The 16,206-nt window shown below is 42.7% G+C and carries 13 protein-coding genes and 4 pseudogenes; 8 read left to right on the forward strand and 9 right to left on the reverse strand.

From position 1 onward, the window contains the following. Nucleotides 1-148 (reverse strand): annotated as a pseudogene (locus ACP7AK_RS14085) (aldehyde dehydrogenase); the annotation flags it as partial. Between the two features lie 203 nt (nucleotides 149-351). On the opposite strand from ACP7AK_RS14085, the gene ACP7AK_RS14090 reads away from it, so the two are divergent. Further along, nucleotides 352-1,533 carry a helix-turn-helix domain-containing protein gene (locus tag ACP7AK_RS14090; RefSeq protein WP_004647792.1) on the forward strand — a complete coding sequence of 394 codons (1,182 nt, stop codon included), beginning with the start codon at nucleotides 352-354 and terminating at the stop codon, nucleotides 1,531-1,533. Nucleotides 1,534-2,038: 505 nt separating this feature from the next. Here the strand turns inward: ACP7AK_RS14090 and mdh are convergent. The 8 genes and pseudogenes from mdh to ACP7AK_RS14130 form a co-directional block, all read right to left on the reverse strand. Further along, on the reverse strand, nucleotides 2,039-3,211 hold the full coding sequence (gene mdh, locus ACP7AK_RS14095) for an iron-dependent methanol dehydrogenase (RefSeq protein WP_425880148.1): 1,173 nt from the start codon (nucleotides 3,209-3,211) through the stop codon (nucleotides 2,039-2,041). Between the two features lie 255 nt (nucleotides 3,212-3,466). After that, a complete protein-coding gene (locus ACP7AK_RS14100; protein WP_005105930.1) occupies nucleotides 3,467-3,739 on the reverse strand; it encodes a hypothetical protein in 273 nt (90 codons plus the stop codon). Continuing rightward, a complete protein-coding gene (locus ACP7AK_RS14105) occupies nucleotides 3,736-5,295 on the reverse strand; it encodes a PepSY-associated TM helix domain-containing protein (protein WP_425880149.1) in 1,560 nt (519 codons plus the stop codon). Before ACP7AK_RS14105 ends, ACP7AK_RS14100 begins: the two co-directional genes overlap by 4 nt. Nucleotides 5,296-5,298: 3 nt before the next feature. After that, nucleotides 5,299-5,580, reverse strand: a complete 282-nt coding sequence (locus ACP7AK_RS14110) for a hypothetical protein (protein WP_004647796.1) — start codon at nucleotides 5,578-5,580, stop codon at nucleotides 5,299-5,301. A 42-nt stretch (nucleotides 5,581-5,622) separates the two neighbouring features. Next, complete coding sequence (locus tag ACP7AK_RS14115; protein ID WP_004647798.1) at nucleotides 5,623-6,234, reverse strand: DUF4198 domain-containing protein; 612 nt, start codon at nucleotides 6,232-6,234, stop codon at nucleotides 5,623-5,625. Nucleotides 6,235-6,305: 71 nt separating this feature from the next. After that, nucleotides 6,306-8,462, reverse strand: coding sequence for a TonB-dependent siderophore receptor (locus ACP7AK_RS14120; protein ID WP_425880150.1), 2,157 nt, complete (start codon nucleotides 8,460-8,462; stop codon nucleotides 6,306-6,308). A gap of 306 nt (nucleotides 8,463-8,768) precedes the next feature. Continuing rightward, nucleotides 8,769-9,179 (reverse strand): annotated as a pseudogene (locus ACP7AK_RS14125) (transposase); the annotation flags it as partial. Continuing rightward, nucleotides 9,169-9,699: pseudogene (locus ACP7AK_RS14130) on the reverse strand (TolC family protein); the annotation flags it as partial. The pseudogenes ACP7AK_RS14125 and ACP7AK_RS14130, both read right to left, overlap by 11 nt. On the opposite strand from ACP7AK_RS14130, the pseudogene ACP7AK_RS14135 reads away from it, so the two are divergent. The 7 genes and pseudogenes from ACP7AK_RS14135 to bioD form a co-directional block, all read left to right on the forward strand. Further along, nucleotides 9,688-10,296, forward strand: a pseudogene (locus ACP7AK_RS14135) (IS982 family transposase); the annotation flags it as partial. The pseudogenes ACP7AK_RS14130 and ACP7AK_RS14135 sit on opposite strands and share 12 nt — an antisense overlap. Nucleotides 10,297-10,444: 148 nt before the next feature. Beyond that, complete coding sequence (gene bioB, locus ACP7AK_RS14140; protein WP_005093784.1) at nucleotides 10,445-11,434, forward strand: biotin synthase BioB; 990 nt, start codon at nucleotides 10,445-10,447, stop codon at nucleotides 11,432-11,434. A 66-nt stretch (nucleotides 11,435-11,500) separates the two neighbouring features. Further along, nucleotides 11,501-12,211, forward strand: coding sequence for a hypothetical protein (locus ACP7AK_RS14145; RefSeq protein ID WP_005105917.1), 711 nt, complete (start codon nucleotides 11,501-11,503; stop codon nucleotides 12,209-12,211). A gap of 88 nt (nucleotides 12,212-12,299) precedes the next feature. Then, on the forward strand, nucleotides 12,300-13,580 hold the full coding sequence (gene bioA, locus ACP7AK_RS14150) for an adenosylmethionine--8-amino-7-oxononanoate transaminase (RefSeq protein WP_005105916.1): 1,281 nt from the start codon (nucleotides 12,300-12,302) through the stop codon (nucleotides 13,578-13,580). Further along, on the forward strand, nucleotides 13,577-14,746 hold the full coding sequence (locus ACP7AK_RS14155) for an 8-amino-7-oxononanoate synthase (RefSeq protein WP_100535634.1): 1,170 nt from the start codon (nucleotides 13,577-13,579) through the stop codon (nucleotides 14,744-14,746). Before bioA ends, ACP7AK_RS14155 begins: the two co-directional genes overlap by 4 nt. Next, nucleotides 14,713-15,498, forward strand: coding sequence for a malonyl-ACP O-methyltransferase BioC (gene bioC / locus ACP7AK_RS14160; RefSeq protein ID WP_425880151.1), 786 nt, complete (start codon nucleotides 14,713-14,715; stop codon nucleotides 15,496-15,498). Before ACP7AK_RS14155 ends, bioC begins: the two co-directional genes overlap by 34 nt. Beyond that, the gene (gene bioD / locus ACP7AK_RS14165; RefSeq protein ID WP_425880152.1) at nucleotides 15,495-16,160 is read left to right on the forward strand and encodes a dethiobiotin synthase; all 666 of its coding nucleotides are present in this window, start codon (nucleotides 15,495-15,497) and stop codon (nucleotides 16,158-16,160) included. The genes bioC and bioD overlap by 4 nt, the downstream gene beginning before the upstream one ends. Nucleotides 16,161-16,206: the final 46 nt, after the last annotated feature.

Consider the following 16,206-nt stretch of genomic DNA (forward strand, 5'->3'; position numbering starts at 1 on the left):
CTTTGGTAAAGACTTTGCCATCTACCGGAGAGATATTGTCAAAGTATTCACCTTTGACTGGAGCGACCCATTCGCCGCCAATGAAATTATCGTATTGTGCTTTAAAATGAACTTTTGAATCAGGTTGATTAGGATCGACGTAACGCATATGTATTTCCTTTGCTTATTTTCGTGTGACCAAACTGCTTCTACAGCTTTGGTATAAGGTACTTATGTACGCTATTTGATTAACATAACTGGTATAAGGTTGGAGAAAGGTTGGAGTCAAGCAGGTTTACACTCTTTTCGATCTGTCTTAAAAGAATAAAGATTACAATGGATGTAAATCATGAATTGTTGTGAGAATAAGGAATGATGACAAAACAAGATTTGATGGAAAAAAGGCACAATACTGATCAGCTTCGGCAAAACAGCAGTTTGTCTCCCTTACATGCAGAACAGCTGGGACAGAGTATTGCCAGCTCCTGGCAACGTTCATCCTCGGCTGAAATCCCGAAGAATCGTTTAGCAGCACCGCTGACGGATTTAAAAAAGACCACTTCTTCCTCAACTTTAGCCCAAGCCCTGCAACATTGTGCTCAGGATTTAAAACATATTGCCGAGCAATCTTCTATGGTGCTGGCGGTCGGAGATATCGGCAGCACCATCATTTGGGCAGCTTCTAGCCCACAAATGCAAAGTGCCGCAGAAAGTGTACATTTTATTGAAGGTGGGCAATGGCGCGAAGAGCTAGTCGGAACCAATGCATTGGCATTATCCTTAAAAACTCAACAATCCAGCTGTGTCTTTTCCAGTGAACATTACATGTCCTCCATTCATGATTGGGTTTGTTACGCTGCCCCGATTATTGATCCCTATTCAAAACAGGTCTTAGGTGTCATTGATCTGTCGACTACCTGGCCAAAGCATAACAGTTTAGCACTACTAGCTGCGGAGCGCTGTGCTACGATCATCCAGTCGGCTCTACTAGAATGCCAGAAGCAGCGCCTGTTTATTCGAGCTTTTTCAGTACCTCAAGTGCTGTTTAATGGCAAGATGCTGGTTCTGACTCCTCGACAGATTGAAATTCTGACCATTCTAGCCTTATGTCCGCAGGGTCTGAGTCTAGATACATTGCATCAAGCCTTATATGGCGAGCGCAAGGTCAGTATGGGTACTTTAAAAGCAGAAATGTCACAATTACGCGATTTATTAGGTGGTATGCTGGGTTCCAGACCCTATCGTTTATTGGCGCATGTAGAGGCTGATTTTTTAATGACAGAGCAATCTTTAGATGCTGGGTATATCGATTCAGCCTTGAAATTATGTACCGGCGTATTTCTGGCCAAAACAGAAAGTCCATTTCTATGCGCTTGGAGAGATTGTCTGGAATCACGCCTGAGCGATGCCATTTTCAAGGCTAATGAAACCGATGTCTTGCTGAAACATGTGGCACATTTTCCTGAAGCGATTGATGCTGTAGAACGCCTGATTGAACTGATGCCCAAAAACCATCCCGTTCATCAGACTCTGTTAAAATATAAAAATCTTTAAAGCTGATGTAACTGTCGGTACAAAGCTAAACAGTTAAAATAGGAATATTCTGGAATATTAAGTATTATCCTTGCTTACTGTGAGTTTACTTATTAATTTAGACTGAACCTGATCCTAAAATTTTTATCAGTGGCTACCCAGTTTGCTGTTTGCCTAGATGCTTGATATCAGCTACGCTCACCTTCATGTCATTTGAAGGACGCGCAGTTTATTCCTCAGGGATCAAATATAATCGTAAGATAATACGCTATGAAATTTTATTTATGGCTAGAACGGGCTAAAAAAATAGTGGCATTTTTCTACCATGGGATTAATGTCGATATTAATAATGAAGGGGACTTCATAAAAAAGAAACACCCCCCGCTTTTATCCTCTTATGAAGGCAAAAGGATCAGCCAGGAACAGGAAAATGCATGTCTGCTCTTGGCACACTTCCTCAGGAAGTGAAACAGGGGCTGTTAAAAATGTAAGTCAGATACTTGGAGAGAATACTTACATTGAGGTACTACATCGCCGCTTTAAAAATATCTACCACTTGGGCATGGTTGGCTTTACGTGGATTGGTCAACATGCAGGCATCTTTTTGTGCATTTTCCGCCATGATGGCCAAGTCAGCTTCTTTTACATTCAATTCCGTCAGCCCAGATGGAATACCAATTGAAGCCGAAAGCTGACGAATGGCGCCAATCGCTTCATAAGCTGCTTCAGTTACGGTTAAGCCTTCTGTATTCACCCCCATCAATTGGGCAATTTTGGCATAACGTTCAGGACAAGCAATCAGGTTAAATTCACAAACATGGGGGAGCAGAATTGCATTACAAACACCATGCGGCAAGTTGTAGAAGCCTCCGAGCTGATGTGCCATCGCATGCACATATCCTAAAGAGGCGTTGTTAAAGGCCATTCCGGCAAGATATTGGGCATAGCTCATGGCATCCCGTGCTTCCAGATTATCCCCATTCGCCACTGCCGGGCTAAGCCATTCGCTGATCATGGTAATCGCCTTTTCTGCACAGGCATCAGTGATTGGATTTGCTGCTGTAGACACATAGGCTTCTACTGCATGCGTCAAGGCATCCATACCTGTTGCCGCAGTCAGCCCTGCAGGTTTGGCCAACATAAGTTTAGGGTCATCAATCGCAATGAGTGGTGTACAACGCCAATCTACAATCGCCATTTTCACATGGGTATCGGTATTGGTAATGATACAGAAACGTGTCATCTCCGAAGCTGTCCCTGCCGTAGTATTGATTGCAATCAGTGGTGTCATCGGGACGGTACTTTTATCAATCCCTTCATAATCACGGATATGTCCGCCACCTGCAGTGACTAGGCCAATGCCTTTGGCACAGTCATGTGATGAACCCCCACCTAACGATACAATAAAATCACAGGCATTTTCATTATAAGCTGTAACTCCATGATGCACGTTAATATCAGTTGGATTGGGTTCCGCGCCTGGGAAAATATAACTGTCAACACCCGCCTCTTTCAAATAATTTGCAATATCATCTGCAACACCAAATTTAAACAGCCCCGCATCAGTTACAATCAGCGCTTTCTTGGCACCTAAATTTTGTGCTTTTATCCCGATTTCTTTAGCACAGCCCGGACCAAAAAGTGAAACACAGGGAATATAAAAACCGTTAGTTTGATCTGAAATATTTTTAAAAGCCATGGCGTGATTCCTTCTACCATTCATTGATTATTTTATCGGTGACCCTCACCGTAATATGAGTATTGGATGAAGTTAAAAAGAATCCTACCTACCAAATACCTACCAATTTAAATTTTTGATTCTAGCCAAAATAATGAATCTGAAATATTTAAAAGTAGGTTGGCAAGGTTTAGCAGATACTGAGTAGATTGGTTCAATAGAGGGCATGTAAGTAGCGCACTAGGCTGTTTACTACTTTCTGATTTTAAATAAATACTAAAATGCTTTATTCATTTTTAAGATAAAGATAAACAGTACAGGGCTTAGAAATACCCATAAAGCCACAAAGCTAATACTGGAGCTAAACTGGGTACGTAATAAAAACATCGCGACGAATAAGAAAATACCCGCAGTGAATTTAGTGTGCGTAGGAAAATTAGCTAAAAAAGCGTAACGAGATTTTCGGGTTTTTAGGATCTGCTTTGCACTTACCGCATAAAAGGCAAAGCAGCTTAGCCATAAAAGAACGGTTACTGCGATCCATATCATGTGGAAGACTCCTGCTGCGCAGATTTTAGTTTGGCCTGAATTTTATTGACCGCCTTTTGCTGAATGGGCGTAATTTTCTGGTGTAAAAAGAGGGCAAGCAGTGCCAAGCTCCACAACATCAGATCGATTCGCAGAAATGGCCAGTAAGTTGTAAAAGAATCAATATAATCATGGAAAATGAGATAATAAATATTGATCAGCGGCAGCATAAAAGCAGTAACAATCAGGATTTTAAGCTGAATTTTCCATAAATATTGCTGCGGTGTTAAACATGCCAGAATGAAACTGCCGAGCCAAATACTGAAAAAACTATAAATCTCATAATTTGGTGCACCTACAGGGATGCTGATAAAACGATTCGCATAGAGATAAGCCAGCATGGCAATCGGCAAGCCAAGTATCATGGTGATATTCAAGCGGTTCACCAAATAATGTCCGAGATGAAACCGCGCTGATTTTTTCTGAATCTGGCGTTTCAGATTCCACAGCAGCAGACCGGAGGCAATCATGGCGCAGCCCAATATGCCAGAGAAAAACAATCCTAAACGTAAAGCAGGTTCAGCAAAACGTGCCATATGCAAACCATACATGCCGGCATTGAGTGTGGCAATTGCACTTTCATTGCGTGTATTTTCAAGCAATTTTCCGGTAGCAGCATTTAAAATGAGCTGTGACTGATTTCGGGTAATGGAATGATCTTTGAGCTGTGTTAAGGTTATGTGTGCCAGCTGGGTATTGGGCTGCTTGACCGTGATATTGTCAAATTCCGCATGTCCCCAGTGTTGCTGCGCCGTGCTAATAAAATGTTGAATTGGCAGCATCTCGGTTTTCACCGGAACCACAGAGTTGGCCAATACATTGACTGTGCGAATTTCTTCAAAATACTGAAAGGGATTGTCTGGATAGAGTTTTTTCATGCCGGAAGGCAGTACGATATAAAAGAAAATCGCCAGCCCGGTAAATGTCATGGTCAAAAAGAACGGCAGGGCAATCACTGAACTAACATTATGAAAATCCAGATAAGAGCGCTGTCCTTTAAAGGCTCTTAGGGTAAAAAAGTCTGTCAGGATTTTTTTATGGGTAATGATTCCTGAAATTAGAGTCAGTAACATGATAAAGGCAGCAATCGTCACAATGAGACGACCAATGGTGTAGGGCATACCATAGAGCTGAAAATGAAAATTATAGAAAAAATCTCCCCCTTGGGTGGCCGAGAGGTTTAATTCTTTTCCTGTCGAAGCATCCAGGGTTTTGACTTCATAGCCACCATCCGCTTTTTGCCAGTAGACTTTATTCACAGGTGAATCTTGATTGGCGACTCCGATATACCAGTTTTGGGCGTCCGGTGCATGCTGCTGTAAATAGCTGTAAGCAGATTTTAAGGCAGTTTCCTGATTGACTTGTATTGAGGCAAATTCAGGCTGCATCCATATACTGATTTCATGCCGGTAATAGGTGACCGCGCCTGTTAAAAAGATCGCGAAGAGCAGCCAGCCAAAACTTAAACCTAACCATGAATGTAGCCATGCCATGGATTGACGGACAGATTTATGCATGGTTTAACCTATGAAGCGGGAGATGGTAAATAAGCTAAGGAAAGGAAGCAGGCTATAGACCGAAAGCTTTTTTAAACTCTGGATACAGAAGATGCCAATCACAAAACAGACATAAAAAATCAGGGCAATAACGGCGGCCAAATAGACGGATTCTGCTTTGGGCAGAAAAGCCTGTAGAAAGTAAGCCAGATCGAGTGCGATCAAATAACTGCACAAGTAGCCCATCCCAAAGCTCATGCCTAAGCGATAGAAAATGGCGAGTGGCTGCACTACAACAGACATCATATTTGGCCTTGAATAAATCTATGCTGATGAAAATCTAAAAACTTAATAAACAAAACTTAAAGTCGTTACCAGATACTGTTTTTTATAGGCCTGCTGATTCAATTTTCCGGCCTTGTCTGCTTCTTTGCCAACTTCAATGACATATTGACCTTTCCATGGCGTGGCGATCGTAATCTGGCCTTGGCCGTTGGTGGTGTATTTTTTTAGCCAAAATTGCGGGGAAAAGACTGTGACTTCAACATCCGCAGCAGCTTTACCCTGATACAGTACCGTAAATGTATTGCTGTTGATCTGGGTCGGGACAATATCCAGTTCGGACTCTGCTTTCAAGTTTTGTCTGCCGGATTTGGCATGATAGCTCAGCAATGATTCTCCATAGATCAATTCATGAGTGAGCTGGACATCGGTCTGGCCTTGGGTTGCATAGAGCAAATGATCCTGTTGCATTTGAGGACTAAATGTTTTTTTGGCCTGAACGGCCTTTGCCTGATTGAAAGACTTCAAGGCACCTTGCTGCGTTTCTTTGAGCTGTTCACTATATTCACCAAAGAACGCATGAGTCTGCTGATTTGTGCCACGTTCTAGCCAAAGCATATGCGCCTGAGCTGAAAGTGTCATAGACAGTCCGAGAGTCAGAGCGATCATTTTTTTCATTTGTTTTACCTGTTTTTGTGTATGTAGTGATGATTTAGCCCTGAACATGTCGTCAAGGCTAAGTTTGAAAATCAGTATTTAAATTTCACAGCAACGCTGTAATTTGCTGGTGCACCATAAAAACCTTGCTGATTCGGGAAATTGAACAGATATTTTTCATTGGTCAGGTTATTACCATTGGCTTGCAAGGTCATATGCTCATTCAGCTCATAGCTGGCCATTAAGTTCACGAGCGCATAAGCATCCTGCTCAATGATTCCAGCTTTCTGAGTAATCACTCCATTGGCGGTTGCTTCAGGCACATCTAGATAGGTCTGATCTTGCCACTGCACACCAAGGCCCAGTTTCAGTTTTGGAAGTTGCGGCACCTGATAGGTAGTTAAAAGATTAAAAGACTGGGTTGGATTGAAGGTACGCGCATCACCGCCATTGATCAGATCTTTCAGGCTAAACTGGGTATAACCAAAGCTTAAGTTTAAATGGTCGCTCAGTTGTCCCGCCAAGCCGAACTCGTAGCCTTGGGAACGCAAGTCACTAACCTGAGTTGTGCGTAAAGTCGGAATACCATCAGAATCACGAAGCGGATAATTACTTTGCTCCGTTCTAAACACGGCCATGGTGGCGGTAAGCTTGTCATCTAGCCAAGAACCTTTTACTCCGACTTCATAGCTTTCACCTTCGATCGGCTTGTTAATGCTGCCATCATCTGCTTTGGTGGTTTGCGGACGGAAAATCGAGGTATAACTCAGGTAACCTGTATATTCAGGGCTAAAGTTATAGGTCAAACCGGCATAGGGTAAAACTTTATCTTCATCATAAATGGTGTCGGTCCCATAACTGCCACCACTGCTTTCAGCCTGAACATAGTTCGCACCTAAAAGCAGTTTCAGATCATCATTCAGATGCAGTCGGGTCGCAGCATAAAGGCTCTGGTTCTTCTGCCGGATATGCATTTCCCCACTGGTTTTCGATAGATCCCAGCTCGGTTCTTCTGGGCTAAAACTGGCTAAATCTGTGGTAAGTGGCTGAGCAAAATTACCTCCGTAACCCAATTCATCCAGACGATTTTTAGCCCAAACATAGCCCAATGAGGCTTCATGGCGTTGTCCCCAAAGCGGATAGGTGCCGCTAAAACTCAGGCTGGCTTGTTGTTCTTTATTGTCATCAATATACATGCCTGGGTAGAGGAAGATGCCTGAAGTGCCATTTGCGTCAGGTTTGCCGGACAGAAACAAGAGCTTTGAATCGCGTTGAGTGCGTTTTTCATCATAGGTCAGTTTGGCTGTCCAGTCCCCACCCAGTTTTTGTTCCAGCTCAGCAAAGTAACTTTTAATATTGCTATCCCAATAGGTCCAGCTTGGGCTGTAATTATAATTCCGTGAGTAACTGAGCTGCTCGCCTTCAGTATTGATCAGTGGATTAGAACCCCAATTGACACCATTCGGCTTGTGATTGGTTTCGGTATAGCCAGCAGTCAATAGAGTTGTGTCAGTAATATCTGCCTCCACAACAGCACCTATGCCGTTTTTTTCCAGTTCATAACGATCCAGATAACTGTCGCCTGTTTGTTGATAGCCAAATACACGACCTCTGACTTTTCCATCCTGGGTGAGAGGAGAGGATACATCTACTTCATAGCGCTGCGTATTCCATGAACCGTAACTGGCATTCAAGGCTGCCTGAAGTTCCTGAGTAGGGCGTTTGCGAATCATGTTAATGGTTGCACCAGGATCGCCAATTCCATTATTTAAGGCATTCGCGCCTTTGACCACTTCTACACGGTCAAACAAAAAACTGTCTGGATTATCATTATTATAATTATAGCCTTCGAGTGGAATACCAATGCCATCGACTAAAACATTTGAAATCTCGAAACCTCGGGCAAGGTAGGAGGTCCGTTCCGTTTCCTGATTGCTGACGATAATGCCAGGGGTATTGCGCAGTACGTCCCGGGTATTATCCAAGGCAAAGTCATCCAGTTGCTGGCGGGTAAGGACATTGACTGTTTGCGGCGTTTCCTTAAGTGGAATATTCAGTTTTGAGGCGGTTGACGAGTTTTGGATGATATAGGCTTTACTCTGTTCAGAGCTGAGCTCACTCTGTTCTGATTCCGCTGTAACGGTAATCGTCGGTAATTGCTGAGTATCATCGGCAAAACTTTGTTGTGTAACCAAAATCGAAAAACTGAGTAAAGATAGTTTAAATGATGAAGGAACGGTAGAAGACATTTTAGTTAATTTAAATGATAATAATTATCACTAATGTTATTGTTTAATATCTCTTAAAGCAATCTCAATATAATAGGAAATCCAAATGAAAAATGAGTTAATGATAGGTAAATCTACAAATAAAAGTTTAATGTAAGGAATAGGGAACAATAAAATATCACTGTTAAAAAAAGATGTTATTACCTTACTTTTGTGCTCCTGAACCAATTTGTTTATATACTGCACTATAAATTTTCAAATCCTCAATCTGGAGTGACTTTGTTGCATAAAGGCTTCAGAGATAGATCTTTTCTAAGTTACTCGAATTCAAGTGACAACTTGGGTATGAGGTCGACCTAATTCCGTTAATTTATCGCCTAATAATTTAATGCAATACATTTTGGTTTTGACCAAACTTCGCCGATGATAGCCTGACCATTTCTTCCATAGTGTCCTGCCTAAACATTTAACGGTTCGAAGTAATTCATTTCGCTCTTGCGAATGAACTTTTGTAGTTTTCTAAGGCTTTGCATTTTTTCTGGAGGGAACTACCGTATATGCTTACCGGTCTGCAATGACTTGACGGCATTGCTTGGTGTTATAAGCCTCGTCTGTATAAACTGAATCAATCTGTTCATCCAACGGAATTTGATCAAGTAACTCCCCAAGGATTCGTGAATCACTCACATTATTCGTTGTGAGCTGAACTGCTCGTATTTGAAGAGTTTTAGCATCTATAGTGGGTATTGGTATGTTGAATGTAGTTCGGAAATTCTGTAATCGAGCCATGGCTTTGTAATAGGGTGGCCAGTGACATCACATATTTGTAGGCATTCAAGGCAGTTTCAGCTCGTAGTCCGCTCAGCATATTTTGTGCATCGATGACCTGTGTGGCGGTGCCCATATCTTCTTTAAAAGACAATTCTTGGATGCGTAAATTTTCCTGTGCGGCTTTCAAGTTTTGTGCCAGAAGTGCATCACTTTGCTGTGCACTTAGTGCTTCGCTATAAGATTTATAAATCAGATTTTCAATTTCTTGCTGGGTGCGTGCAGTGAGTAATTCTGTAGCAGAGCGTTTGAGTTCGGCAGCCTGAATATTCTTGTTTTTATCGATCCCGGAAAACAGGTTATAGCGTGCGGCAACTCCGACAATCCAGTTTTCATTTTGATCCAGACTATATTCGCCAAAAGCAAAAACATTCGGTTTTTTTGCCGCTTGCTGGGCTTTCACATTGGCTTGAGCCAATTGGGTATGCATGAATTAGCTCTACATGCTTTACATGTGGCACTGATGAAAGGCCAAGGTACACAATATTTATGGATTGATTCAACAACTCTGCCAATTTGTAAAAATCAACGTATTTAGCGTCATAAATCATTAATCCAAATTGCATCACATGGTAGAAGCTCAATGGGCTGGTTTTATGGCTGTAAATTACGTATTGCGATGAATCAATTTGGTGAAATTGCCTGTTCTGCCTTATCGAATGGACATGTTGCTAATATAAAAATGGTTGAGCAATTGGTTGCTGGTATAGAAGCAAAACTTTACGGGGATCGAGGTTACATCAGCCAAGAATTAAAAATTAGATTGAAAGATCAAGGTATTGATTTAATTACTTATCATCGGAAGAATATGCAGGCTATTCAACTCTGTGCATCAGATAAATATCACTTAAGACAACGCAATAAAATAGAAATATTATTCGGCTTATTGAAGGGGCAATACAATTTAGTGACGAGTAAAGCACGTAGTCTTCATGGATTTCTGCGTGGAATTTACGCCTCACTATGTGCATATAAATTAACCCATCGAAATAAGCCAACAATTCAAATTAAGGAATCATCGGCTTAAGCAGGATTCGGGTTAAATAAGCTTTCAAAAATAGCTTGATACACTAAAGCTATTTTAAGCAGGCAATGAATATGAAAGAAAACGTTAAAGAAAAATAAAAAAAACAGCGTATGATTTACTCAATGGAATTTTAGATGATGCAGACAAGATGATCCGTAATGATTGGTCACGTGCCGAAATACAAGAAATTTATGACTTGCCTTTAATGGATTTACTGTTTCAGGCACAGCAAATTCATCGCCAAAACTTTGAACCGAATACTGTTCAGGTTAGTACTCTACTTTCAATTAAAACGGGCCGTTGTCCGGAAGATTGTAAATACTGTTCGCAATCTGCACATTATGATACTGATCTGGAAATTGAAAAACGCGTAGAAGTACAAAAGGCGATTGCTGAAGCCAAACAGGCCAAAGCTTCCGGTTCGACCCGTTTTTGCATGGGCGCAGCATGGCGTAACCCGCATGAACGCGATATGCCGTATGTGCTGGAATTGGTGCAGGAAGTCAAGAAACTGGGCATGGAAACCTGTATGACTCTAGGAATGCTGAATGCCTCACAAGCGGAACGTCTGAAAGATGCAGGGCTAGATTATTACAACCACAACCTTGATACCTCACGTGAATATTATGCCAATGTCATCAGTACACGTAGCTTTGATGACCGCTTAAATACGCTTGATCATGTACGTGATGCCGGAATTAATGTCTGTAGTGGCGGTATTGTCGGCTTGGGCGAAGGCGTACAAGACCGAGTCGGTTTGTTATTTGAACTAGCGACTATGCCGATTCACCCGGGTTCGGTGCCCATAAATATGTTGGTTCCTATTGAAGGCACACCACTGGCCGATGTTGAAAAACTGGATGTGATTGACTGGATTCGTACTATTGCGGTAGCACGGATTATTATGCCGAAGAGTTATATCCGCTTGTCGGCAGGTCGTGAATCTCTCTCTGACTCTGATCAGGCACTGGCATTTATGGCTGGAGCTAACTCATTATTTTCAGGTGATAAATTGCTTACTGCCCCGAACAGTGGTGAAGGTAAAGACAAAGCCTTGTTTGCTAAATTAGGCTTAAAAGCTGAAGCTGCCAAGAAAACAGCTAAAGAATTGGCTGTAGATGCGATGCAACCTGCTTAATTAATCGTGTAACAAACAGGGATCATTTCAACTTGAATTGGTCCCTTTTTTATTGGAACAGACAAAATGAAGATACTGATGATTACGGGTTGGGGGCTAGGAACAGCGGTCTTAACCCCGTTTGTAGAACAGTTGCGGCAGCAGCATCAAGTTAAAGTATGGGATATTTTCGATCCTAACGTAGAAAGTCTTTTGGCCGAAAAAGTCAGGCAGGCGAGTTCGTTTGATGTCTTGATGGGGTGGTCTTTGGGTGGACAGTTGGCACTTTTGCTGGCTAATGAAATCCAGCAACAATTGAAAATTGCCAAGCCAGTGATTTGCTGTATGTCAAATCCCTGTTTCGTGGCCAACGAAGCATGGCCACATGCAATGCCAGTTGAACAATATACACAATTTAAATCCTCCATACTGGCTGATCCAAAACGCGGGATGCAGCGCTTCTGTACCTTGGTCACTTTAGCTGGCGCAGCAGCGCGTGAACGTGCAAAATTATTGCACCAACAGTTAAATAGTATTGATTTAAACTATCAGGTTAAGCATCTTTATCTATTGCAGCAATTAAATCTAGTGGATATCTTAAAAAATCATTCAGTCAAGATGCTATTTATATTTTCCGAGAATGATATGTTGGTTCCTTACAAAGTTAGTCAAGAATCTGTGTTTTTAACAACCCAAAATCTGAATTTGGTAAAAATACAGGGCACGCACGATGCCATCCTTTTTGATGCCAAGTTACTCGTTGAGCCAATTTTAAAATTTTTAGCCGATCTGGCTTAAGCAAAAAGAGATTGGTAGCTCTTGACGTTTCATTTTCAGATTTAACGCGCTAAGATCAGTTTTAGTTTTAATAATTGGGGTAAATTCTGTGCAGGACGCTTTTGATCAACAGCATATTTGGCATCCTTATACCTCCATGACACAACCCTTGCCATGTTACAAAGTTAAAGCTGCACATGGTGCAGTCATTGAACTTGAAGATGGTACCGAGCTGATTGATGGCATGTCGTCCTGGTGGTGCACAATTCACGGTTATAATCATTCTGAACTCAATCAGGCCGTAACAAAACAATTAGAGTCGATGTCACATATCATGTTTGGTGGTTTGACTCATCAGCCTGCGATTGATGTGTCTAAACTGCTACTTGAGATCACGGCGCCTGAACTGGATAAAATTTTCTTTGCCGATTCCGGCTCGGTCGCGGTTGAGGTGGCGTTGAAAATGGCTGTGCAATATTGGAATGCACGTCAGCAACCACAAAAAACTAACTTTGTTACCACACGGTCTGGCTATCATGGCGACACCTGGAATGCCATGTCGGTTTGTGATCCTGTAACTGGTATGCATCAAATTTTTGGTTCGAGTTTGCCGAACCGTTTATTTGTTCCGGCACCTCAAAGCCGTTTTGATGGGGCATGGCAACCCGAAGATATACAGCCACTTGAGCACCTGCTGGTACAGCAGCATCAACAGATTGCTGCCATGATCATTGAGCCGATTGTGCAAGGTGCAGGCGGGATGCGTTTCTATCATCCAGAATATTTAAAGCAAGCTAAGTTGTTGTGTGAAAAGTACGATGTACTGCTGATTTTAGATGAAATTGCCACCGGTTTTGGCCGCACTGGAAAACTATTTGCTTATGAACACGCTCAGGTCACACCAGACATTATGTGTATCGGTAAGGCATTGACTGGTGGTTATATGACCCTGTCAGCGACCTTAACCACTCGCCATGTAGCAGAGACGATTTCAAGTGGTGAAGCGGGTGTGTTCATGCATGGCCCAACTTTTATGGCTAATCCGTTGGCCTGTGCGGTCGCATTAAAAAGTACTCAGCTGTTACTGGCTCAAGACTGGCAGACGCGTATTCAACAGATTGAAAGGACACTAGAACAATATTTACTGGATTTAAAATCCTTGGCACAAGTCAAAGATGTGCGTGTCCTCGGCGCAATTGGCGTGGTTGAGCTACATCAAACTATTGATTTGGCGCGTTTTCAGGCTGAATGTGTATGCCGTGGCGTCTGGATTCGTCCTTTTGGCCGTCTGGTCTATGTCATGCCGCCATATGTAATTTCAACACAGCAACTTGAAACTTTATTAAAGCATATGCGGGAGATGATTCAGCAGATAGAGGCAGTAGCATGAACCATCTTGAGCATTTCCAGCAGCAGCTAGATGACTTGAAACAGCAAGGGCAATATCGCCAGTTTAAGTCCAATATTTCTAGCCAGCCACGATTGCAACTCAATGGCCAAGAGATGCTGAATCTGGCATCCAATGACTATTTAGGTCTGGCATCCAACTTAACGCTACGTGAAGAATTTTTTGACCTCACGCCGATGTCTGAGCGATATATGAGTTCAAGCTCTTCACGTTTACTGACAGGAAACTTTCCCAATTTTGAACAACTTGAAGCACAGATGTCACAGGCTTTTGGACGTTCAGTACTGCTGTTTAATAGTGGTTATCACATGAATATCGGGATTCTTCCTGCGCTCAGTAATGCTAAAACCATGATCATTGCTGACAAACTGGTACATGCCAGTATTATCGACGGGATTCGTTTATCTAAAGCTGGCTATGTGCGTTACCGCCATAATGACCTGCAGCATTTGACTCAGTTTTTAGAAAAATATCAGTCAGATGAATCTATCCAGCGCATCATTGTGGTAACTGAATCAATTTTCAGTATGGATGGGGATGAAACAGATTTAGCTGCTTTGGTGGCATTAAAACAGCAGTTTGCAAAAGTCATGCTCTATGTCGATGAGGCACATGCAATTGGTGTGCGCGGTGAACGTGGATTGGGCTGCGCAGAACAGTATCAAGTATTGGATCAAATTGATTTCCTAGTCGGTACCTTTGGCAAGGCTTTGGCTTCAGTTGGTGGTTATCTGGTCTGTGCGCCAGTGATTCGTGACTATCTGATCAATAGCATGCGACCTTTAATTTTTAGTACCGCCCAGCCGCCACTATGTATGGCCTGGACTAGATTTATTTTTCAGAAGGTACAGCAGCTTCAGGCGGGACGAGTACATTTGGCAGCATTGGCTGTACGCTGTCAGCAGGGCATTCAAGACTTGGGATATCACTGTCCGTCAACCTCGCAAATTGTGCCGGTACTGATTGGTGAGGCAAAACGCACCATTCAGGCGGCTGAAATTATGCAACAGCAGGGATTTTATGTGCTACCAGTACGTCCGCCAACGGTTCCTGCCAACACCTCCAGACTCAGAATCTGCCTGAATCAGAACATTTCTGCGGATGAGCTGGACGCATGTCTGCAGGTGCTGAGGAATTTGCCGCGATGAACAGCAAACAGATTGCCCAGCGTTTTGCTCAGGCAAATCTCAGTTATGAGCAGCATGCGCTGGTACAAAGTGCCGTAGCGGCAGAGTTGATGCAGTTCATGCAGCAGCATGTAGCACAACCACATTTGCAACGGGTATTGGAAATTGGCTGCGGTTCAGGATTGTTTACCCGGCTTTTTATGCAGTATTACAGCTTTGATCATTTATTTTTAAATGACCTATATGCCGAAGTGAAGCAGCATTTCCCGGAAGATGATCGGCTTTTGTGGGGGATTGGTAATATTGAAACCTTGCCACTGCCGCAGTCTCTGGACATGGTGCTGTCGTGTTCTGCATTGCAATGGATCTCGGATTTAAAAGCATTGTTGCTCAACATTGCGCAGGCCTTAAATCCCTCTGGGCATCTGTGTTTTGCCAGTTATACGGACAATAATTTAAAGGAAATTAAGGCACTGACCGGACAGGGCTTGGATTATCTGCCTTTAGCGGAGGTCTGTGAACTGCTTGAATCCTTAGGCTTTGACATTCTGCTGCAGACAGAAGAACAGATGACCTTGCATTTTGAGCATCCGAAACAGGTGTTACAGCATATCAAAGCCACTGGTGTACAGGCGACGGCACAGGGGTTTCGGTGGACAAAATCGTCCTTACAGGATTTTTATACCGGCTATCAACAATTCCAAGACCCTGAAAGCAAACAGTATGCACTGACCTATCATCCGGTTTATGTCATTGCACGGAAGACAGCATGAGCGCACAGATTTATTTTGTCAGCGGCATTGATACCGCAATTGGTAAAACCTTTACTACTGGTTTTCTGGCCAAAAATTGGAATGAGCAGGGCATTCGTACCATAACCCAAAAGCTGATCCAGACCGGAAATGTCGATATATCAGAAGATATCGAACAGCATCGTGCAATTATGGGTTGTGGACTGTTACCGGAAGACCAGCAAAAACTGACCATGCCGGAAATTTTTACGTATCCGGCTTCACCGCATCTTGCTGCGCGTCTAGATGGGCGAGCCATTAATTTTGAACAGATTCAGCAGGCCACCGAACAGCTGGCTGCGGGCTATGACTGTATTTTGCTGGAAGGTGCAGGTGGTCTAATGGTGCCCTTAACCGAAGAGTTCCTAACTATTGATTATATTCAGACACATAATTATCCGGTGATTCTGGTCACTTCAGGGCGTTTGGGTAGTATTAATCATACCTTGCTGAGTCTTGAGTTGTTAAAACTCCGCGGGGTTCAATTATATGCCATTGCTTTTAATCATGCAGATAACTCCAAAGATCCCTTGATCGCTGAAGATACCATTGCTTATTTAAAACAGTATTTGCAGCGTGATTTTGCTGATACGACATGGGTTGATATTCCAGCTTTAAATTTAGCCCTGTCTTCTCATAAGTAAGTGATCCGCTTGCAGCGAGGCTGATGTGAATGCTTAAATATTGAGG

Origin of the sequence: Acinetobacter sp. TWP2-2-3 (genome assembly GCF_049896445.1) — a bacterium.
Lineage (GTDB): Bacteria > Pseudomonadota > Gammaproteobacteria > Pseudomonadales > Moraxellaceae > Acinetobacter.